This is a genomic window from Nonomuraea sp. JJY05, assembly GCF_043496855.1.
In the GTDB taxonomy this organism is placed as follows: Bacteria; Actinomycetota; Actinomycetes; order Streptosporangiales; family Streptosporangiaceae; genus Nonomuraea.
Genome location: NZ_JBIEIS010000076.1, coordinates 1 through 20,364 on the forward strand (window position 1 = coordinate 1; position 20,364 = coordinate 20,364).

17 protein-coding genes and 1 tRNA gene are annotated in these 20,364 nt (G+C 70.9%); 9 read left to right on the top strand and 9 right to left on the bottom strand.

What is annotated here, in order from left to right; all coding sequences use genetic code 11:
* Nucleotides 1-6,291, bottom strand: a 6,291-nt coding sequence (locus tag ACFKCF_RS58345; protein WP_394505745.1) for an SDR family NAD(P)-dependent oxidoreductase, incomplete at its 3' end; no start/stop codon positions are given.
* A 37-nt stretch (nucleotides 6,292-6,328) separates the two neighbouring features.
* Nucleotides 6,329-7,078: a thioesterase II family protein gene (locus tag ACFKCF_RS58350; RefSeq protein ID WP_394505747.1), complete on the bottom strand. Its 750-nt coding sequence runs from the start codon at nucleotides 7,076-7,078 to the stop codon at nucleotides 6,329-6,331.
* 324 nt (nucleotides 7,079-7,402) lie between these two features.
* On the opposite strand from ACFKCF_RS58350, the gene ACFKCF_RS58355 reads away from it, so the two are divergent.
* On the top strand, nucleotides 7,403-8,443 hold the full coding sequence (locus tag ACFKCF_RS58355) for a MupA/Atu3671 family FMN-dependent luciferase-like monooxygenase (RefSeq protein ID WP_394505749.1): 1,041 nt from the start codon (nucleotides 7,403-7,405) through the stop codon (nucleotides 8,441-8,443).
* Nucleotides 8,440-8,958 (top strand): flavin reductase family protein, encoded by a 519-nt coding sequence (locus tag ACFKCF_RS58360; protein WP_394505751.1) that lies wholly within the window; start codon nucleotides 8,440-8,442, stop codon nucleotides 8,956-8,958. The genes ACFKCF_RS58355 and ACFKCF_RS58360 overlap by 4 nt, the downstream gene beginning before the upstream one ends.
* 44 nt (nucleotides 8,959-9,002) lie before the next feature.
* Here the strand turns inward: ACFKCF_RS58360 and ACFKCF_RS58365 are convergent.
* From ACFKCF_RS58365 to ACFKCF_RS58375, 3 genes are all read right to left on the bottom strand, one after another.
* Nucleotides 9,003-9,076: transfer RNA gene (locus ACFKCF_RS58365), tRNA-Lys, on the bottom strand.
* Nucleotides 9,077-9,117: 41 nt separating this feature from the next.
* The gene (locus ACFKCF_RS58370) at nucleotides 9,118-10,041 is read right to left on the bottom strand and encodes a nucleoside hydrolase (protein ID WP_394505753.1); all 924 of its coding nucleotides are present in this window, start codon (nucleotides 10,039-10,041) and stop codon (nucleotides 9,118-9,120) included.
* Nucleotides 10,042-10,278: 237 nt separating this feature from the next.
* The gene (locus ACFKCF_RS58375) at nucleotides 10,279-10,671 is read right to left on the bottom strand and encodes an OsmC family protein (protein ID WP_394505755.1); all 393 of its coding nucleotides are present in this window, start codon (nucleotides 10,669-10,671) and stop codon (nucleotides 10,279-10,281) included.
* Nucleotides 10,672-10,723: 52 nt separating this feature from the next.
* Here ACFKCF_RS58375 and ACFKCF_RS58380 point away from each other — a divergent pair, with 52 nt between their 5' ends.
* A complete protein-coding gene (locus ACFKCF_RS58380; protein ID WP_394505757.1) occupies nucleotides 10,724-11,425 on the top strand; it encodes a hypothetical protein in 702 nt (233 codons plus the stop codon).
* 50 nt (nucleotides 11,426-11,475) lie between these two features.
* Complete coding sequence (locus tag ACFKCF_RS58385; protein ID WP_394505759.1) at nucleotides 11,476-12,249, top strand: FAD:protein FMN transferase; 774 nt, start codon at nucleotides 11,476-11,478, stop codon at nucleotides 12,247-12,249.
* A 74-nt stretch (nucleotides 12,250-12,323) separates the two neighbouring features.
* Here ACFKCF_RS58385 and ACFKCF_RS58390 read toward each other — a convergent pair whose 3' ends face one another.
* A complete protein-coding gene (locus ACFKCF_RS58390; RefSeq protein WP_394505760.1) occupies nucleotides 12,324-12,599 on the bottom strand; it encodes a hypothetical protein in 276 nt (91 codons plus the stop codon).
* Nucleotides 12,600-12,733: 134 nt separating this feature from the next.
* Here ACFKCF_RS58390 and ACFKCF_RS58395 point away from each other — a divergent pair, with 134 nt between their 5' ends.
* On the top strand, nucleotides 12,734-13,114 hold the full coding sequence (locus ACFKCF_RS58395; protein ID WP_394505762.1) for a phage holin family protein: 381 nt from the start codon (nucleotides 12,734-12,736) through the stop codon (nucleotides 13,112-13,114).
* A 7-nt stretch (nucleotides 13,115-13,121) separates the two neighbouring features.
* On the top strand, nucleotides 13,122-14,471 hold the full coding sequence (locus ACFKCF_RS58400; RefSeq protein ID WP_394505764.1) for an aromatic amino acid lyase: 1,350 nt from the start codon (nucleotides 13,122-13,124) through the stop codon (nucleotides 14,469-14,471).
* Nucleotides 14,472-14,733: 262 nt separating this feature from the next.
* On the opposite strand, the gene ACFKCF_RS58405 is transcribed toward ACFKCF_RS58400, so the two are convergent.
* Nucleotides 14,734-15,723 (bottom strand): LacI family DNA-binding transcriptional regulator, encoded by a 990-nt coding sequence (locus ACFKCF_RS58405; RefSeq protein WP_394505766.1) that lies wholly within the window; start codon nucleotides 15,721-15,723, stop codon nucleotides 14,734-14,736.
* Between the two features lie 254 nt (nucleotides 15,724-15,977).
* On the opposite strand from ACFKCF_RS58405, the gene ACFKCF_RS58410 reads away from it, so the two are divergent.
* Together ACFKCF_RS58410 and ACFKCF_RS58415 are read left to right on the top strand one after the other, a co-directional pair.
* Nucleotides 15,978-16,841: an amidohydrolase family protein gene (locus ACFKCF_RS58410; protein ID WP_394505768.1), complete on the top strand. Its 864-nt coding sequence runs from the start codon at nucleotides 15,978-15,980 to the stop codon at nucleotides 16,839-16,841.
* Between the two features lie 110 nt (nucleotides 16,842-16,951).
* Nucleotides 16,952-17,485, top strand: coding sequence for a cysteine dioxygenase (locus ACFKCF_RS58415; RefSeq protein WP_394505769.1), 534 nt, complete (start codon nucleotides 16,952-16,954; stop codon nucleotides 17,483-17,485).
* Here ACFKCF_RS58415 and ACFKCF_RS58420 read toward each other — a convergent pair.
* Together ACFKCF_RS58420 and ACFKCF_RS58425 are read right to left on the bottom strand one after the other, a co-directional pair.
* Entirely contained in the window at nucleotides 17,454-18,122 is a 669-nt protein-coding gene (locus ACFKCF_RS58420) for a hypothetical protein (protein ID WP_394505771.1), read from the bottom strand. The two genes, ACFKCF_RS58415 and ACFKCF_RS58420, sit on opposite strands and share 32 nt — an antisense overlap.
* An 11-nt stretch (nucleotides 18,123-18,133) precedes the next feature.
* Nucleotides 18,134-19,306, bottom strand: a complete 1,173-nt coding sequence (locus ACFKCF_RS58425) for a CynX/NimT family MFS transporter (RefSeq protein WP_394505772.1) — start codon at nucleotides 19,304-19,306, stop codon at nucleotides 18,134-18,136.
* A 67-nt stretch (nucleotides 19,307-19,373) separates the two neighbouring features.
* On the opposite strand from ACFKCF_RS58425, the gene ACFKCF_RS58430 reads away from it, so the two are divergent.
* On the top strand, nucleotides 19,374-20,360 hold the full coding sequence (locus tag ACFKCF_RS58430; protein WP_394505774.1) for a LacI family DNA-binding transcriptional regulator: 987 nt from the start codon (nucleotides 19,374-19,376) through the stop codon (nucleotides 20,358-20,360).
* Nucleotides 20,361-20,364: the final 4 nt, after the last annotated feature.

Below are 20,364 nucleotides of genomic sequence, written 5' to 3' on the forward strand. Positions count from 1 at the left end.
CTGCACCTCGGTCAGCAGCCGCACCGCCCCAGCCGACCAGTCCACGTGCGGCGACGGCTCATCCACATGCAAGGTCTGCGGCAGAACACCCTTCCGCATCGCCATGACCATCTTGATCACGCCCGCGACGCCCGCCGCAGCCTGCGTGTGACCGATGTTCGACTTCAGCGACCCCAGCCACAGCGGCTGCTCCCGCTCCTGGCCATAGGTCGCGAGAAGCGCCTGCGCCTCGATCGGATCGCCCAGGATCGTACCGGTCCCGTGCGCCTCGACCACATCCACATCAGCAGCCGACAGCCCGGCATTGGCCAGGGCCTGACGGATCACCCGCTGCTGCGAGGGGCCGTTCGGCGCGGTCAGCCCGTTGCTCGCACCGTCCTGGTTGATCGCCGACCCCTTGACGACCGCCAGCACCCGATGACCGTTGCGCCGCGCGTCCGACAACCGCTCCACCAGCAGCACACCGACACCCTCACCCCACCCGGTGCCATCCGCCGCCGCCGAGAACGCCTTGCACCGCCCATCGGCCGCCAACCCCCGCTGCCGCGAAAACTCGATGAACATCCCCGGCGTCGACATCACCGTCACACCACCGGCCAGCGCCAGATCGCACTCCCCCGACCGCAACGCCTGAGCAGCCCAGTGCAACGCCACCAACGACGACGAACACGCGGTGTCCACGGTCACCGCCGGGCCCTCCAGCCCCAGCGTGTAGGAGACTCGACCCGACACCAGACTCCCGCCACTGGTATTCGCCGGAGTGCCCAGCCCGTAGTCGTGATACATCACCCCGGCGAACACACCCGTCCGGCTCCCCCGCAACCGTGTCGGATCGATCCCCGCCCGCTCGACCGCCTCCCACGACGCCTCCAGCAACAACCGCTGCTGCGGATCCATCGCCAACGCCTCACGCGGCGAAATCCCGAAAAACCCCGAATCAAACTCCGCCGCGTCATACAAGAACCCGCCATGCCGCGCATACGACGTCCCACGACTGCCCGGATCCGGGTCATACAACCTCTCCAGATCCCAACCCCGATCAACCGGGAACTCCCCGACCGCATCCCGGCCAGTGAACACCAGGTTCCACAGGTCCTCCGGCGAGGTCACGCCACCCGGGTACCGGCACGCCATCCCCACGATCGCGATGGGCTCGTCCACCACCGCAGCAGCCGCCGCCACCACGGCATCCGACGACCGCCCACCAGCCAACTCACCCGCCAGATACCCGGCCACCGCCTCAGCCGTCGGAAAATCGAACACCAACGTCGCCGGCAACCGCAGCCCGGTGGCGGCGATCAGCTGGTTGCGGAACTCGACTGCGGTCAGCGAGTCGAAGCCCAGCTCCTGGAAGGCGCGATCCGGCTGGACGGCGTCCACCGAGGCGTGTCCGAGTACCTTGGCGACCTCCTGGCGGACCAGCTCCAGCAGCACCCGGTCCCGCTGGCCGGGCTCCAGCCCCGCCAGCCGCCGTGCCAGCCCCGTTCCTCCCGCACGCGCCACCTGCCGCGCGGGACCGCGTACGAGCCCGCGCAACAGCGCCGGAAGCCCTTCACCACGACTCCGCAGTACCGCCGCGTCCACCCGCAACGGCACCAGCACCGCCGCGTCACCGGCCGACCCGGCATCGAACAGCGCCAGGCCCTCCTCCACCGACAGCGCCGGCAGGCCCTGGCGGCGCATGCGCTCGAAGTCGGCTTCGCTCAGCGCGCCGCCCATGCCCGCGTCGGTGTCCCACAGACCGAACGCCAGCGACGTCGCCACCAAACCCATCGACCGCCGGTACGACGCCAGGGCATCCAGGAACACGTTCGCCGCCGCGTAGTTGGCCTGCCCCGCCGCCAGCACCAGGCCACCGGCCGACGAGAACAGCACGAACGCCGACAGGTCCAGACCCGCCGTCAGATCATGCAGATGCCACGCCGCTGCCGCTTTGGCCCCCAGCACCCGCGCGAGCCGATCCACCGACAGCGAGCCCACCAGGCCGTTGTCACTCACACCGGCCGCGTGCACCACCCCGGTCAATGAGTCCGCCACCGACGCGACCACCCGGGCCAGCGCCTCCCGGTCGGCCACGTCGCAGGCCTCGACCGCGACCTCGGCTCCCAGCTCGGCCAGCTCCGCGACGAGGTCGGCGGCGCCAGGCGCCTCCAGGCCGCGCCGGCTCACCAGCACCAGCCGGCGCACTCCATGCGCCGTCACCAGGTGCCGGGCCACCAGGGCACCCAGCCCGCCCGTGCCACCGGTCACCAGCACCGTGCCGTCCGGGCCGAACACCGGATCGCCCGCCGACGCCTCCGTCTTCACCAGCCGGGGAACCCGCACCTGCCCGTCGCGAACGGCCGCCTCCGGCTCCCCCGAAGCGACCACCGAACCCAGGGCATGCCACGACTCCGCGCTGCCGTCCACGTCCACCAGCACGAACCGGCCCGGATTCTCCGCCTCGGCCGCCCGCACCAGGCCCCACACCGGGGCCGTACCGACGTCCAGGCTCTCGGTGGCCTGCACGGTCACCGCACCACGCGTCACCACGACCAGCCGCGACGACGTGAACCGCTCGTCGGCCAGCCACTCCTGGATCACGCCCAGGGCCTCGGCGGTGATCTCGTGGACGGCGTCGAGGACCTCGGCCTCCGGCGCGGAGACCACGTACGTCACAGCTTCGGGCACGTCGGCGCCCTCGGCGATAGCCGTCAGCTCGGGTAATTCCTCGGCCCCCGCAGGGGCGAGCGCCAGCGGCGTCCAGTCCACGCGGAACAGCGAGTCGGCGTGGACGCCGCCGGCGGCGGTGAGCTGTCCGGCCGAGATGGGGCGCACGGCCAGCGACTCGACCGACAGCACCGGCGCGCCGTCGGCGTCGGCGATGGTCAGGGCGATGGAGTTGTCCCGGATGCGGGAGATCCGTACCCGGACGCTGCTCGCGCCCGCCGCGTGCAGGCGCGCGCCGCCCCAGGAGAACGGCAGGACGGTCTGCCCGTCGCCGGCGATCAGCTGCGCGTGCATGGCGGCGTCCAGCAGGGCGGGGTGCAGTCCCGACCTGGCCGCGTCGGCGTGCGCCTGCTCGGGCAGCGCGACCTCGGCGAACACGTCGCGGTCCCGGCGCCAGGCCGCCTGCAGGCCCTGGAAGACGGGCCCGTACTCGTACCCCATGTCCAGGAGGAGGTCGTAGGCGTCGGACACGTCGATCACGTCGGCGCCGGCCGGCGGCCACTGCTCCAGCCCTTCCACCGGCGCGGGCGCGGCATCGGCCAGCGCGCCGTCGGCGTGCAGCACCCAGGGGGCGTCACCGTCGGCGCGCGAGTGGATCGAGACCGGCCTGACTCCTGCGTCGTCACCGCTGCCGACCAGCACCTGCAGCTGGCGCCCGCCGTCGGCGGGCAGCAGCAGCGGCGCCTGCAGGGTGAGCTCCTGTACGACCGGGCAGCCGATCTCGTCCCCGGCGCGCAGTGCCAGCTCGAGGAACGCCGTGCCGGGCAGGAGAATCGTGCCGTTGACGGCATGGTCGGCCAGCCACGGCTGCGCGGCCACGGAGAGCCGGCCGCTGAAGATCACGGACTCGCCACCGGCGATCTCGGTCACCGCGCTCAGCAGCGAATGATCGACTGCCGCCAGCCCGGCCCCGGCCATGTCCCCGGCATCGGCCCGCGCCGACATCCAGTACCGCTGGTGCTGGAAGGCGTAGGTGGGCAGGTCCGCCCGCTGCGCGCCCACGGGGGCGAAGAACGTCTCCCAGTCGACGGTCAGACCGCAGGCGTGCATCCGTCCCAGGGCTTCGACCAGGGTACGGACCTCGTCGCGGTCCTTGCGGGTGGCGGGGATGAACACACCGTCGGCGATGCTCTGCTGAGCCAGCCCGGTCAGCACCCCGTCCGGGCCGACCTCCAGGAAGTGGCTCGCCCCGGCAGCGGTCACCCCGTCGGCGAACCGCACGGCCTGCCGCACATGCTCCACCCAGTAAGCGGGACGGGTGAGCTGCCCCGGCTCAGCCAGCCGGCCGGTGAGGTTCGAAACGATCGCAAGAGTGGGCTCGTGGTAGGTCAGCCCGGAGATGGCCTCCTCGAAGGAAGCCAGCATCGGCTCCATCAACGGCGAGTGGAAAGCATGCGAGACCCGCAACCTGCGCGTCCGAACGCTCACCCGGCCCTCGATCTCCGCGATCGCCTCCTCATCGCCGGAGATCACCACCGCAGCCGGACCGTTGACCGCCGCGATCCCCACCCGGTCCCCGAGCAAAGGCACAACCTCCGCCTCAGGTGCGGCAATCGCGAGCATCGCCCCGCCGGTCGGGAGGGCCTGCATCAGCCGCGCCCGGGCCGACACCAGCGCGCACGCATCCGCCAGCGAGAACACCCCCGCCACATGCGCGGCGGCGATCTCGCCAATCGAGTGCCCCACCAGCACATTCGCCCGAACCCCGAAGGATTCCAGCAGGCGGTACAAGGCGACTTCGAAGGCGAACAGCGCCGGTTGGGTCATCCCGGTCTCGTTCAACACCCCATCGGGGCCGTTGAACATCACCTCACGGACCGGCAGCAGCCTGTCGATCTCCTCCAGCGTCTCGGCGAAGACCGGGAACGCCTCGGCCAGCTGCCGGCCCATCCCGACCCGCTGGCTGCCCTGACCGGCGAACAGCAACGCCAGCTTCCCGCCAGAACCCCTCTCGGAAAGCGCATCCGAGGCCAGCGCCCGCAAACCCGCCAGCAACTCGTCACGATCAGCGCCCACCACGACCGCGCGCTGCTCCAGCACCGCCCGGTTCATCGCCAACGCCGCGCCGATGCCGGCGATCGAGGTCTCCTCCGAGACCCACGACTCCAGACGCCGGGCCTGCGCCCGCAGCGCCTCGGGCGTCTTGGCCGAGATCAGCCACGGCACCATGGGCAGGACCGCGTCATCACTCACGGCCTCGGCGTCCACCTGCTCGATGATCACGTGGGCGTTCGTGCCGCTCACCCCGAACGACGAGACGGCGGCGCGACGCGGATGATCCTGAACGTCCCACGACCGGGCCTCGGTCAGCAGCTCGACGGCACCCGCGGACCAGTCCACGTGCGGCGACGGCTCGTCCACATGCAACGTCTGCGGCAGGACCCCGTGACGCATGGCCATGACCATCTTGATCACGCCACCCACCCCGGCCGCCGCCTGGGAGTGGCCGATGTTCGACTTCAACGACCCCAGCCACAACGGCTGCTCCCGGTCCTGGCCATACGTCGCGATCAACGCCTGCGCCTCGATCGGGTCACCCAGCGTCGTGCCGGTCCCGTGCGCCTCGACCACGTCCACGTCTCCGGCCGACAGTCCGGCGTTGGCCAGCGCCTGGCGGATCACCCGCTGCTGGGAGGGGCCGTTCGGCGCCGTCAGCCCGTTGCTGGCACCGTCCTGGTTGATCGCCGAGCCCTTGACGACCGCCAGCACCCGATGACCGTTGCGCCGCGCGTCCGACAGCCGCTCCACCAGCAGCACGCCGACACCCTCGGCCCAGCCCGTGCCGTCGGCCGAGGCCGAGAACGCCTTGCACCGCCCGTCCGGCGACAGCCCGCGCTGCCGCGAGAACTCCACGAACGTCCCCGGCGTGGCCATCACCGTGACACCGCCGGCCAGCGCCAGATCGCACTCGCCCGACCGCAGCGCCTGCACCGCCAGGTGCAGCGCCACCAGCGACGACGAGCACGCCGTGTCCACGGTCACCGCCGGGCCCTCGAAACCGAACGTGTACGACACCCGGCCCGAAGCGATGCTGCCCGAGTTGCCGGTCCCGACCAGGCCCTCCAGCTCCTGGGGCACGGAGGACACCTGAGGCGCGTAGTCGTGGTACATCACCCCGGCGAACACGCCGGTCCGGCTGCCGCGCAACCCTGCCGGGTCGACACCCGCCCGCTCGATCGCCTCCCACGACGCCTCCAGCAGCAACCGCTGCTGCGGATCCATCGCCAACGCCTCACGCGGCGAGATCCCGAAAAACCCAGGATCGAACTCCCCCGCGTCGTACAAGAAACCGCCGTGCCTTGCGTAAGACGTCCCACGGCTGTCCGGATCCGGGTCGTACAGGGCCGCCAGATCCCAGCCGCGATCGGTGGGGAACTCCCCGATCGCGTCCCCGCCCGAGGCCACCAGATCCCACAGATCCTCCGGTGACAGGACCTCGCCCGGGTAACGGCAGGCCATTCCCACGATCGCGATCGGCTCGCGCGCCGCCTCGGCGAGAGAACGGTTCTGCGCACGCAGCCGTTCCGTCTCTTTCAATGAGGAACGCAGGGCCTCGATGAGCTTGGTGTCGTTCGCAGCCATTCTCGCCTCGTACTCTTCCTGCAACCGAAAGGGGGACCTACGCCTGGACGGCGGGGATGTTCTCGGTGATCTTCCGCATGACCGCTGCCGCGTGGGAGTTCAGGTAGAAGTGGCCGCCGCGGAAGACGTGCATGTCGAACGGGCCGCTGGTGTGCTCTTCCCAGCGCTTCGCCTCGTCCAGCGACACGTGCGGGTCCGAGTCGCCGACCAGGGTGATGATCGGCGCGTCGATCTTGATGCCGGGCGGGCAGCGGTAGGTCATGATCGCCGTGTAGTCGCCGCGCAGCGACGGAAGGATCATGTTCACGAGCTCGGGGTCGTCCAGCATCCGCGTGTCGGTGCCGCCGAGCCGTCGCACCTCGGCGATGAGCGCCTGATCGCCCTCCTTGTGCACGGTCTCGACGCGTACGCTCGACGGCGCGCGCCGGCCGGACGCGAAGAGCACCAGCGGCGAGACGCCGTCGCCCATGAGCCTCCTGGCCACCTCGAACGCGACCACCGCGCCCATGCTGTGCCCGAAGAAGGCCATCGGCCGGTCCGCCAGGGGCAGGATCTCCCCGGTGAGGCGATCGGCAAGCGTGCCGATGTCGTCGATGCACGGCTCCAGGCGGCGCTCCTGCCGGCCCGGATACTGGATCGCCAGGACGTCGAGCCGCGGTGCGAGCTGCTTGGCGACCGGGTGGAAATAGGAAGCGGAGCCGCCCGCGTGCGGGAAGCAGATCAGACGGGTGGCGGATGCCGGCGCGGCGAAGAACCGCCGTACCCACGCTCCGGTTTCGGTGATCAATGGACATTCCTTCCTTCGATCCTGCCGACCAGGAATTCGGCGCCACGCCGCTTTCTGTGTATTCCAGCCCATGCGGCAGCGACGTAGCCACGGGATTCGCCCCCTAATGTCCGGGGCCATTCCCCTAACGAATCCGCCGATGGTCCGGCGCGCGGTGAAGCCGCGTCGGGATAAGGGGCGATAAGGGTTGCCCGAGCGCGTCAGGCCGTGCCCAGCGGCGGGGACGCCCGTCTAGTGGGCGCTAGGGGTTACCCCGCTTTCTCCGCTCACAAATACTTGTGGCACCCGGACTGGGCGCATCAGCGCGGCACGCAAGGAGAAACGATGGACTTTGGTCTATTCTATTTCGCCGACGATGTCAGGGCGGGAACCGACCAGTACCGGCTGCTGCTGGAAGGGGCCAGGTTCGCCGACACCCACGGATTCTCCGCGGTGTGGACACCCGAGCGGCATTTTCATGAATTCGGCGGCCGATATCCCAATCCCGCCGTGAGCGCCGCGGCCGTCGCCGCCGTGACCGAGCGGGTCGCCATCCGCGCGGGAAGCGTCGTGGCGCCGCTGCACCACCCGGTGCGCATCGCCGAGGAATGGGCCATGGTGGACAACCTGTCCGGCGGCCGGGTCGGCGTGTCCTTCGCCCCCGGCTGGCATGTGGTCGACTTCGCGTTGCGCCCCGAGAACTACGCCGGCCGCCGGCAGGTGACGATGGACACCATCGACACGGTGCGGCGGCTGTGGCGGCAGGAGGAGGTGGAGCTGGTCGACGGGGCTGGCGAGTCGGTCAAGCTGCGCGCCTACCCGGCGCCGGTCCAGCCGGAGCTGCCCACGTGGCTCACCAGCTCGGGCAACCCGGAGACGTTCCGCCAGGCGGGCGATCTCGGCTACGGCATCCTGACGCACCTGCTCGGCCAGAGCCTGGACGACCTCGTACGCAAGGTCGCCGACTACCGCGAGCACTACGCCAGGGCGCACAGCGGCACCGGCCACGTCGCGCTGATGCTGCACACCTTCATCGGCGAGGACCGAGCCCGCGTGCGCGAGGTGGTCCACCAGCCCTTCACCGACTACCTGCGCAGCTCTCTCGGCCTGGTGCTGAAGGCGGCCGAGGACCTGATGCCCGGCATCGACCCGGACTCGATGGACCCGGAGGACATCGAGTTCCTCCTGGAGGTCTCGTTCGACCGCTATTTCGACACGGGCGGCCTGTTCGGCACGGTCGACGACGGCATGGCCGTGCTGAGCTCGCTCCAGGAGATCGGCGTCGACGAGGTCGCCTGCCTCATCGACTTCGTCCCCGACCCGGACACCGTCCTCGACGGGCTGCGCCACCTCGACGAGCTCAAGCGACGCTGGAGCACACGATGATCGACAGCCTGCGACTGAGGCGCGTGCTCGGCCACTACCCGACCGGGGTCGTCGTGATCGCGGCGCTGGAGGACGGCGAACCGCACGGTTTCACGGTCAACTCCTTCACCTCCGTCTCCCTCGACCCGCCCATCGTGAGCTTCTGCGCCGCCCACACCTCGGCCACCTGGCCCCGTATCAAGGCCGCCGGCGCCTTCACGATCAGCGTGCTGGGCGCCGGGCAGGAGCAGGTGTGCCGGTCGTTCGCGGCCAAGGGGAGCGACAAGTTCTCGGGCGTCGACTGGTCGGTGCGGGAGAGCGGCCACCCGGCGATCACGGACGCGGTCGCGTGGATCGACTGCGTCCTGGACTCCAGCCACGTGGTGGGCGACCACGAGCTGATCCTCGCCAAGGTGGTCTCGCTCACCGTGAACGACTCCGACGACGACCCGCTCGTCTTCCACCGCGGGCAACTCGGCCGGGTGTGCGCCGAGACCTTCCCGATCCTGACGCGGCGCTGCCCGGCGCTCGCCTGAATCGAAAAAGCCCAGGCCACCTGAGTGACCTGGGCTTTTCGCTGTGCGCCGCCAGGGACTCGAACCCCGGACCCGCTGATTAAGAGTCAGCTGCTCTGACCAACTGAGCTAGCGGCGCAACAGGTGTAACTGTATCAGCCGCCGAGCCCTGCCCGCACATCATCCGAGCCGCCCCGCCAACCTCTCGTACGCTCCCAGCACCAGCTCCCAGAATCCCTTGACGTCGACCGACGTGGCCACGAGCGCGTTCGCGTCCTGCTCGCTCACCTTGAAGTCCGTCACGGTCATCCCCCGCGTGTACAGGCCGGCGGTCTCGACGTTCACCATCGCGGGGACGCAGGTGAAAAGGGAGGGGTCGAGCACGTACGCCACCGCGCACGCGTCATGGATGGCCGGCCCGCTGTCGGCCGTCACCACTCCGTAGAACTGCGCGGCGGGGACCAGCAGCTCGGCCAGCTTGCCGAGAGGCCGCATCCGGTCCAGGACCTCCGAGGTCACCATGGCGGACAAGGTCACGTCCAGCCCCAGCATCTTCACCGTCCATCCGGCGCCGAAGACGATGGCGGCCGCCTCCGGGTCGGCCAGCATGTTGAACTCGGCCGCCGGGTTGTGGTTGCCGCGCGTGAACGAGCCGCCCATGATCACCAGTTCGCGGGCCCACTCCACGACGCGCGGCTCGCGGCGTACGGCTAGGGCGATGTTGGTCAGCGGGCCCACGGCCACCAGCGTGATCTCGCCGGGGGCGGCCTTCAGGGTGTCCACGATGAAGTCGACCGCGTGGCCGTCCGAGGGTCCCAGCTGTGGGGTGGGGAGCACCACGCCGCCCAGGCCCGTGGTGCCGTGCACGCGGGTGGCGCGCACGGTCTCGCGCAGCAGGGCGCCGGCGCTGCCCGGCGTCACGGGGACATTCCCCATTTCCAGGAACTCCCGCAGCGCGAGGGCGTTGGCGGTGGTCAAGGAGAGGTCAACGTTGCCGCCCACCGTGGTCACGCCCACCACGTCCAGGGAGGGGGAGCCGGCGGCCAGGGCCAGAGCGAGCGCGTCGTCGATGCCGGGGTCGCAGTCAATCAGCACTTTCGTCACGAAAGGGGAGGATACGCATAGATCGGGCCGGGCAGTTCCCCCAAAGCTGCCCGGCCCGATCGGCGGCGGTCCAGGCCGGCGCTTCCCCCAAAACGCCGGCGGTCCCGCACTGGCGAACCGCGGTCCCCCTCCGCGTCCGCTTCGGTGAAGGTCTATTGGCCTCTTGACCTGCTACAACGCTACCGAGACGAATGCAACGGTCGCGTCATAACGGGGTCGAATATCTGTTTAATCCGACTACGGAAGCTCCAACCGAACCTCCGTACCTTCCTGAAGCGACCTGCTCACCGTGCAGTACTTCTCGTGCACCCGCTCCGCGACCGCCCTGAACACCTCGTCGGCCGCCTCCGAGGGCAGCTCGACGTCGTACGTGACGGTGACCGGACCCAGCTTGCTGGGCTCGACCTTCTCCGCCTGCACCGTCATCGCCAAGCGGACCAGCCGGTGACCCCGCTTGGCCGTCAGCGGCTCGACCGTCACGATGTTGCATCCGCCCACCGCCGCCAGCAGCAGCTCCACCGGGGTGAACACCCCGTCCTCGTCGCCGCCGCCCATCCGTACCTCGGCGCCGCGGGCGTTCGTGGCCCGGAATCCGCCGTCCTCAGTTCGCTCGACACGCACGTTAGCCATGTTTCAGACCCTACTCAGAAACCTTTAATGTTCATTCAGCATCGTGAGTGGCATGGCTAGCGAGGCGAATGCGAACCAAGGTCCCGTCCTCTTCTGGTGCGGCGTCGCGGTGGCCGAGTTCGGTGCGATCCAGCCGAGCTTCGGTTACCCCTGGCGACCCAGTGCCTACGCCGCCGCGGCGTTGCTCGTCGCGTTCGGCCTGATCACCGTCAAGGCCGCCGACTACCTCCGCACCGAGGAGGCCAGGCAGCGCCTGCGGCTCGGCAGCTATCTCGCCGGCGCGCTGCTGGTGGCCCACCAGTTCAGCTCCACGGCGTACGTGACCGACCTCAGCCGGGCCGGCTCGCTCATCCTGTACGCGATGGCGGCCGTCATGGCGGTCTGGAGCCACCAGATCTCCCACAGGACCAGACCGACCCTGCTGATCGCCACCGGCCTCGACGCGGCCGCCCTGCGCGAGCGCCTGGCCGGCACGCCCGACGCCGTGGCCGTCTACCGCACCGAGCGCGCCACCGACGAGCTGCGCGATCTGGAGACCCGATACGGGCTCATCCTCATCGAGGGCGCCGAGCACGACCCGCGGGCCAAGGAGCGCCTGAGCGCCTCAGGTCTGAGCCGCCAGATTCCCGACATCGCCGAGCGCGAGGTGGTGGTGGCCGGCCCGCGGCAGTTCAAGAGGTACGTAGGTGGTGCGTTGTCACGCCTTGCTGTCCCAAGATCACAGATTCATTTCAAATCACGGCAAAAGGTTTAGCTCCACATTACGCGCCATCTGCAACGGTGGGCTGCGGACAAGGAGGCAAGGTGACGACTTTCCCCGGAAGCGCCCGTGTCGAGATGGTCATGGGCATGCCGGTCAGTGTGGACATCCGCACCGCTCTCCCGGCGCGCGAGATGACGCCCCTGCTGGATGACGCGTTCTCCTGGCTGAGATGGGTGGACGACACCTTCAGCCCGGTAAGGGAGGACAGCCAGATCGGCCGGCTCAACCGCGGCCAGACGATCAAGCAGATCCCCGAGCTCATCGAGGTCCTCCACCGCTGCGACGAGATCAGCCAGGCCACCGACGGTTACTTCGAGGCCCGCATCAACGGCGTCACCGACCCGTCGGGCTACATCAAGGGCTGGGCGCTCGAACGCCTTTCCCGCGCCCTGGTCAACGCCGGCGCGGGCGACCACCGCATCAGCGCGGGCGAGGACATCAGGGTGCGCGGCTCGGCCGCCCCGGGCAAGCGCTGGCGCGTCGGCATCCGCGATCCGCGCAAGGACGTGATCCGCAAGGTCGTCTTCGCCCACGACCTCGGCATCGCCACCTCCGGCAGCGCGCCCATCGTCAACCCGCACACGGGGGCCGTCGAGGAGGGGCTCGGCTCGGTCACCGTGATCGGCCCGGACCTGGGCCTGGCCGACGCGTACGCCACCGCCATCCACGCCATGGGCCCCATGCTGGCCAGGCGATTCGCGGCCGATCTGGCGGCGGGGCCGTACCAGACGATGATCATCACCCGTGACGGGCAGGAGGTCAGCACGCCCGGCTTCGCGGAATACAGCGGCAGCGAGGCCCGCCTGGCGGGCTGAGCGCGTCCGCGCGGTCACCGAGGGTGGCCCGCCTCGGCCCTGCGAGGTCACCCTCCGACGCCCCGGGAGCGCGGTCAGGCGTCGGGATGTTTACGCAAATACTCTATGTAGATCGGGCGCAGCGCTTCTCCCAACTCCCCCTCTCCGGAGGCGATGGCATCGCTGAGCAGCGCGGAGACCCTGCTGAGGTCGTTGGCGGCCTCCGTGCCGTGACCGCTGGCGGCCTCGGCGGCCGGGATCACCTTCAACAGGTCCCAAAGAAACCCCAGGTCCCCATGGCGTACGGCATACCGCACCGCACGGTCGTGCAACTCGTCTGCCGGCAACGACTCGAGCCCGTTCGCGTCCATCTCGCTCCCTCCCCCTGGACGCCCCTTCCCGAGTTGGGCCAACCATAACCGGCGACTACGGACAGTAACCGGTGGGAATCGTAGTGGCCGCGCCACTATCGAAGTGCCGATCTCAAGTGGGAGGATCAAGCAGCGTGAGATTCATCATCAGAACCATCGCCGCGGCGGCGGCCCTCTGGGTGGCCATCCAACTGGTCCCCGGCATCGAGGTCAGCACCTCCGCCAACTCCGCCAAATACTGGGGCGTGCTGCTGATCGTGGCGTTGATCTTCGGCATCGTGAACGCGATCGTCAAGCCCATCGTCAAGGCCCTCGGATGCGCGATCATCGTCCTGACGCTGGGCCTGTTCCTCCTCGTGATCAACGCGGCCATGCTGCTGCTGACGAGCTGGATCTCAAGCCAGCTCGACATCCCCTTCCACGTCGACAACTTCTACCCGGCGGCCTTCTGGGGCGCGATCATCATCAGCGTGGTGAGCTGGCTGCTGGGCCTGTTCATTCCCGACGGCGACTGAACCGCCGGTGGAGCTCGACGGTGCCGGCCTGACCTGCGCGCAGGTCCACGAGGCTGCGTACGGCGGTGCCCGGGTCACGATCGCCTCTCTGGATCGGGCCCGGGCCGCGTGGGCCACCGCTCAGGAGCTCACGGGCCCCGTTTACGGGCGGAGCACCGGCGTGGGCGCCAACAGAGGCGTCATCCTCGACAAACCCGGCCTCGACCTGCTCCGCAGCCACGTGTGCGGCGCCGGCCCGCTGATCCCGCCGGCCCGCGCCCGGGCCATGCTCGTGGTCCGGCTCAACCAGCTCCTCGCCGGCGGCTCCGGCATCGACCCGGCCGTCCTGCCGGTGCTGGCCGAGGCGATCAACGGCGGGTTCACCCCGCCGATCCAGACGTACGGGGCCATCGGCACCGGCGACCTCGGCGCCCTCGCCACCACGGCCCTGTGCCTGCTCGGCGAACTCCCCTGGCACCACGAACCCCCACCCTCTTCCGAGTCCCTGCTCCCTTCGGGGACGCCGCGCTTTTCCTTCGCCCCTGAGGACGCGCTGCCGTTCATCAGCTCCGGAGCCGCCACGCTGGCCGACGCCGCCATCGCCTGCCACCGCCTCCGTCTCCTCCTGGAGGCCGTCATCGACGTGGCGGCGATGTCGTTCACCGCCGTGGGCGCCTCGGCCGAGCCGCTGGCGGCCGCCGTACAGGAGGCCCGCCAACACCCCGGCCAGGCCGCCGTGGCCGCCCGCCTGCGCGGCCTGCTCACCCAGGAGCTGGCGACCCGCGTGCAGGACCCGTACGGCTACCGCGCCTTCGCCCAGGTGCACGGGGCCGCCATGGACGCCCTCGACCGCGCCACGACCGCCATCGAGATCGACCTCAACGCCGCCGCCGAGAACCCTCTCATCTCCGGCTCCCTGGCCTGGCACAACGGCAACTTCCACTCGGCCCCGCTGGCGCTGGCGCTCGACGGGCTGCGCGCCGCGCTCGTACAGACGGCCCAGCTCAGCGCCGCCCGCCTGGCCACCCTCATGGACCCCGCCTACACCGGCCACCACCCCTTCCTCGCCGACCGCCCTGGGTCGTCGGGGGCGCTGATCCTGGAGTACGTGGCCCAGGACGCCCTGGCCGAGCTCCGCCTCCTCGCGACGCCGGTGACGACGGGCACGGCGGTGATCTCCCTGGGCACGGAGGACCACGCGGGCTTCGCCACCCAGGCGGCCCGCAACGCCCTGCGCTGCCTGGAGCCCCTGGAGATCGTCCTGGCCTGCGAGCGCACCGCCGCCCTCCGCGCCCTCAACACCCCCACCCCGGACCGCCCCCTCACCGACGACCTCACCACCTCCCGCCACGCCCTGACCCCCCACCCCCCACCCTGACCCACCCCACGCGACATCCCCGCACCCCCGCGGCCGGCGGACGCGGGGTACGGGGGTACCGGTGTGCGGGGGCGCCGGGGTACGGGCGTGCGGACGTGCCGGTGTGCGGGCGTGCGGCAAGGAAAGAGCCACGCCAACCGCGCGACACGGCCACCGACGCCGTCACTGGGCGCACGCCTTCCCGGTGCCGGGGCATCCGATGCCGAAGGGGTGCGCAGTGCCGGGGATGCCCGACGCCGAGGGTGCCCGATGCCGGGAGCCGCTACGGCACGCGGGCGACCGATCCCCGCTCGCGGAGGGTGGGCGCCTGGACGACGCGCCGCCGCCGGGTGCCTCCGTCCGCCGCGGCCGAGATGAGGCGGACCGCAGCCTTGACGATCCCGTCGATGTCCCAATCGACGGTCGTGAGACCAGGCGTGAGCAGCCCCGACATCGGGTGATCGTCATACCCCATGACCGACACGTCCTCGGGAACGGCCAGCCCCAGCTCCTGAGCGGCGGCGTAAACCCCGTAAGCGATCGAGTCGGCGAAGCAGAACACCGCGCTCGGCCCCTGCCCCGCCAGCAGCTCGCGCGCCGCGGCGGTGGCCCCCGCCAGCCCGTGCGGGGCGGTGGCGACGACGATGTCCAGCCCCAGCCGGTCGGCCTCGGCGGTGACGTGGACGTCGGCGGGCCGGTCGGGAGTGCTGGCCCGGGTGGGGGTGAGGACGGCGATGCGGCGGTGGCCCAGCGCGCGAAGGTGCTCCAGCGCCAGCGTCACGCCGCGCCGGTTGTCGAAGACGACCTCCCCGGCCGTGCCCGCGATCGAGTCGCCGATCGCGACCACCGGCAGCGACTCGCACAACTCACGCCAGAACGCCGCCGCCGGATCGATCGGCTGGACGATCAGCCCGTCGACGCGCTGGTCGCGCAGCCGCTGGGCGAAGGCCCGCTCGCGGGCGGGATCCCCCACCGCGTCGAGAATCAGGGCATAGCGATCTTTCTCCCGCAGCCCCCGGCTGATGCCGACCGCGAGGGACTGCTGCCACAGGTCCTCCAGCGAGCCGCACAGCAGGCCGATCATGCCGGTGCGCCCGCTGGCCAGGGCCCTGGCGATGGGATCGGCCTCGTAACCCAGCTCGGCCGCCGCCGCGCGGACGCGCTCCATGGTCTCCTCGGAGACCTGCAGGCCGCGCAGCGCATACGAGACGGCTGCCGGTGACAGGCCCGTGGCCTGAGCCACCTCCCGGATCGTGGCTCTCTTGCGAGGCATTAAGCCAGCCTATTCGCTCGCACCGACAGAACCGATTCCTGCCAGCCGATTGTCCGCTTTGCCCCCGAACCCGCCGAGCGGCAGACCGAGCTGGCCGGCGTTTCCGGGCTGTGGCCGCGGCGCCCGAAGCCCGTTGACAACGGGCTTGTGAAGCGGTTCACTGAACCGTATCACTGAAACGCTTCACAGTTCAGTGTCGCAAGGTGGCGCGGGTTACATGTAATGTTAGTAGGGAATAGGGGAAGGAGGAGGCCGTGAGCATCGACGTCCATCAGCATGTCTGGACGCGCCCGCTCGTCGACGCCCTGCGCGTCCGCTCCTCCCCTCCCTATGTCGACGGCTGGACATTGATCCTCGACGACGAGCCCCCGTACGAGATCGACCCCCAGGACCTCGAGCACCGCGACACCACCGGCCTGGAGCTGGCACTGGTGTCGCCGTCCAGCCCGCTGGGCATCGAGTTCCTGCCGCCGGAGGAGTCCTGGCCGGTCATCGACGCCTACCACGACGGCGCGCTCGTGCTGGGCGAGCCGTTCGGGGCCTGGGCGTCCACGTGCCTCAGCCGGCCCGACCCCGAGCGCCTGGCCCGGGACCTCGGCCGCGGCTTCGCGGGGCTGCAGATCCCCGCGACGGCCGTGCCCGACGACGGCCTGCTCGAGGTGCTGACGGACCTGGACCTCCCGCTCTTCGTCCACCCCGGCCCGGCCGCGAAGGCCCCGGGGACGCCGCCCTGGTGGCCCGCCGTGGTGCCGTACGTCCAGCAGATGCACGCCGCCTGGCACTACTTCCACGCCGTCGTCCGCCCCAGGCACCCCGAGCTGCGCGTCTGCTTCGCCCTCCTCGCGGGGCTGGCCCCGCTGCACTCCGAGCGCCTGATCGCCAGGGGCGGCGGCAGCCGCGGCCTGGTCGATCCCGACTTCTTCGTGGAGACCTCCTCCTACGGCCCGCGGGCGATCGACGCGATCGTCCGCGAGCTGGGCATCGACGTCGTCGTCAACGGCTCCGACGCCCCCTACGCCACCGCACCCGAACCCGGACTCGGCGCGGCCGCCGGCCACGCCATCCGGGTCGTCAACCCCCGTCGACTACTCGCGAGGGAGCGCCGTTGCCTGGACTGAGGAGCGGCGGGAGCGCAGCGACCAGAGCGACGAGGGAAGGCAACGGCTCCGAAGCGACCGAGCCGCCTTCACGGAGTGAAGGCCATGAGCAGCAGAAGGGAGACTCGTACGTGAGCACTACGCAGATCCAGGACGGGGGCACCTGTGCCCGGTTGCCCGAGCGCACGCTCGACCGTCGCGAACTGCGCGACCTGGTGAACGAGCTGGCCGCCCGCCCAGAGGAGTGGCGGGACCAGGTGGAGTTCCCCGAGGACGGCGGCAGGCACTACGCCTCGCTCTACCGCGACGCGTACGTGGACGTCTGGCTGCTCTGCTGGCGCCCCGAGGACGACACCGGCTGGCACGACCACGACATCTCCTCCGGCGCCGTCCACGTGGTGCAGGGCGCGCTCCTGGAGTGCAACCCGCGCATCGGCGGCGAGCACCTGGAGACCGTGGTCACGGAGGGGCAGTCGTTCTCGTTCGGACCCGACCACATCCACCGGCTCAACGGCGCGGTGGACGAGAGCGTCTCCATCCACGCCTACTCGCCGCCGCTGTGGCGGCTCGGCCAGTACTCCATCGACGGCACCGGCGTCATGCGCCGCGTCTCGGTGAGCTACGCCGACGAGCTCAGGCCGCTGGACGACGCGGTGGTGGCCTGAGCACGCAGCAGCTTCCGCAGGGCTCGACGTCGGGCAGTGTGATCCACAGGCAGCAGGTCCTGCGGAAGTAGCCGTCGCCGGCGGGCTCGATCAGCCCGTCGACCGGGGGGCCGATCTCCTTCAGCAGCCGCATGTAGTCGCCCGGCACGATCGACGTCAGCGGATGGGCGAGCGCCTCCGCCGTGGATCCCCACAGCGTCCGCTCGCCCACCTTCGCCACCGCCCCGATGGCCCGCACCAGGGGCGCCTGCGACTCGGCGAGCGCCTCGCGGATCGCGGCGGCCCCTTCGGACCAGCTCACCCGCGTGGCCGCGATCGTCACCCCGGCGTCCGACACCTTGAAGTACGTGTCCGCCGGCCGCATGATCGGCACCCGCCCGTCCAGCGCCCAGCCGAGCGCCATGGGCATCGTGTGCCAGTAGCCGTAGGTCTTCCAGAACAGCGCCGCGCCGACGTGGCGTGGCGCGTTCCAGCGCGCGGCCGTCTCGTCGATCAGCCCGAGCAGCGCCGCGTACGGCTCCCGCAGCAGCTCGGCGACCGGCGTCCAGGTGCTGTCGGGCTCGATGACCAGGCGAGGCTCGACGCCCAGCACCCCGCCACGCGCGTCGGCGACCCGCTGGAGCGTCTCGGTCAGCACCCTGAATCCCCCTAAAGGTTAGCCTTACCTAAGGTAGCAGGCCGACCCGCGAACCACCCAGCCGCGATCTGCACCACGAGCACCCCCAGCCCCGCCAGCAGCGGCACCGTCCAGCCGCCGGAGACCTCCCTGAGGAACCCGAACAGGAACGGCCCCAGCGCCGCGATCACGTACCCCACCGACTGCGCCACGGCCGACAGCGCGGTCACGGTGGCCGGATCGGCGGGCCGCAGCGCGATGATCAGCAGTGCGAGCGCGAACGAGGCGCCCTGGCCGATGCCCAGCACGATCATCCACAGCCAGGGCGCGGCCGTGGGGGCCAGCAGCATGCCGAGGTAGCCGAGCACGGTCAGCACGCCGGCGCCGACCACGTACGGCACCTGCGAGGCCCGCCGGCCCGCCAGCACGGGGATCGCCAGCGAGGTGACGACCTGGACCAGGTTCGTCAGGCTGAGCAGGTAGCCGGCCTGGTCGGCGGGCAGCCCGGCCTCCAGGAAGATCGTCGGCAGCCAGGCCAGCATGACGTAGAAGGTGAGCGACTGCAGGCCCATGAGGGCGGTCACGGACCAGGTCACGGGGCTCCTGATCACCGCTCCGAACGGCCTGGGCCCGTTCTGCGCCCCGCTCTGCTTGCGCAGCGCCTGGGGCAGCCAGAGCAGCGCGGCCAGCAGGGCGGGCACGGCGAGCAGCGCGGAGACGCCGCGCCAGCCGTACCCGGTGGCGTGCTCGACGGGGATGACCAGCCCGGAGGCCAGGGTGGCGCCGGCCACCACCGAGGCGACGTACACGCCGGTCAGCAGGTTGACCCGGGTGGGGAAGTGCTCCTTGACGACGGCGGGCATGGAGACGTTCATGACGGCGATCGCCGTGGCGGCGAGGGCGGAGCCGAGGTAGAGCATCGGCGCGCCGTCGAGGCCGCGCAGCGTCACTCCCGCCGCGATGACCAGCAGCCCGGCCAGCAGCGTGCGGTCGAGCCCGAAGCGCCGCGCGAGCAGCGGCGTGACCGGCCCGAACACCCCGAGGCAGACCACCATGACGGTGGTGACGGCGCCGCCACCCGCGGGCGACAGGCCCACGTCCTTCATGATCTCGTCGAGGAGCGGGGAGACACCCGCGATGGCGGGGCGCAGGTTGAGCGCGGCCAGTACGAACCCGATCACCAGCACGGCAGATCTCAACGACATAGGGAACCACTCTCGCATAACCCCTGACAACGTTGTCTGCCTGGTCCAGGTGAGGAATGATCCTGGCGTGAGACCGACGATGAAGGACGTCGCCTCGGCGGCGGGCGTGGCGCTCAAGACCGTCTCGCGCGTCGTGAACGGCGAGCCCGGCGTCCACCCGGCCACGGCCGAGCGGGTGCGCGCGGCCATCGAGCGGCTGGGCTACAGCCGCAACGAGAGCGCGGCGGTGCTGCGCAGGGGCAGGACCGCCACGGTCGGGCTGGTCATCGAGGACGTGGCGGACCCGTTCTACTCGGGCCTGAGCCGGGCCGTCGAGGACGTCGTCATCGAGCACGGCTGCCTGCTGCTGAGCGGCTCGTCGAGCGAGGAGCCGCTCAGGGAGCGCGAGCTGGTCGAGACGTTCTGCGCGCGGCGGGTGGACGGGCTGATCGTGGTGCCCGCCGGCGAGGACCACACGTACCTGCGGCCCGAGCTGGAGGCCGGCACGCCGGTGGTGTTCGCCGACCGGCCGCCGGGCGTGGGCATCGACGTGGACACGGTGCTCGCCGACAACCTGGGCGGGGCCGGGGAGGCGATCCGCCACCTCATGGGCCACGGCCACCGCAGGATCGCCTTCCTCGGCGACGACCCGGGGATCTTCACCGCGGCCGAGCGGCTCAACGGCTACCGGCAGGCGCTCGGGGGGCTGTTCGACGAGCGGCTGGTGTCGATGCGGCCGCCCTCGCTGGAGGGCGTACGCGCGGACCTGGCCCGCATGTCCGCCCTGGACGATCCGCCCTCCGCGCTGTTCACGGGCAACGGCCGCTACACCGTGACGGCGCTGCGCGCGCTGGCGGGGCGCCGGGTGGCGCTGGTGGGGTTCGACGACTTCGAGCTGGCCGACCTGCTGACCCCGGGGGTGAGCGTGGTGGCGCAGGACCCGGCGTGGATGGGGCGGGTGGCGGCCGAGCTGCTCTTCCGCCGCCTGCGCGGCGACGCCGGGCCGCCTGAGCACATCGAGCTGCCCGTACGGCTCATCGCCCGCGGCTCAGGCGAGCTCCCCCCGCCGGGCTGACCGG

Bases quoted from the DNA above. Each gene is read 5' to 3' on its own strand.
- ACFKCF_RS58355 (WP_394505749.1), top strand. From the start codon at position 7,403: ATGGACTTTGGTCTATTCTATTTCGCCGACGATGTCAGGGCGGGAACC.
- ACFKCF_RS58360 (WP_394505751.1), top strand. From the start codon at position 8,440: ATGATCGACAGCCTGCGACTGAGGCGCGTGCTCGGCCACTACCCGACC.
- ACFKCF_RS58375 (WP_394505755.1), bottom strand. From the start codon at position 10,671: ATGGCTAACGTGCGTGTCGAGCGAACTGAGGACGGCGGATTCCGGGCC.
- ACFKCF_RS58405 (WP_394505766.1), bottom strand. From the start codon at position 15,723: ATGCCTCGCAAGAGAGCCACGATCCGGGAGGTGGCTCAGGCCACGGGC.
- ACFKCF_RS58380 (WP_394505757.1), top strand. From the start codon at position 10,724: ATGGCTAGCGAGGCGAATGCGAACCAAGGTCCCGTCCTCTTCTGGTGC.
- ACFKCF_RS58390 (WP_394505760.1), bottom strand. From the start codon at position 12,599: ATGGACGCGAACGGGCTCGAGTCGTTGCCGGCAGACGAGTTGCACGAC.
- ACFKCF_RS58425 (WP_394505772.1), bottom strand. From the start codon at position 19,306: ATGTCGTTGAGATCTGCCGTGCTGGTGATCGGGTTCGTACTGGCCGCG.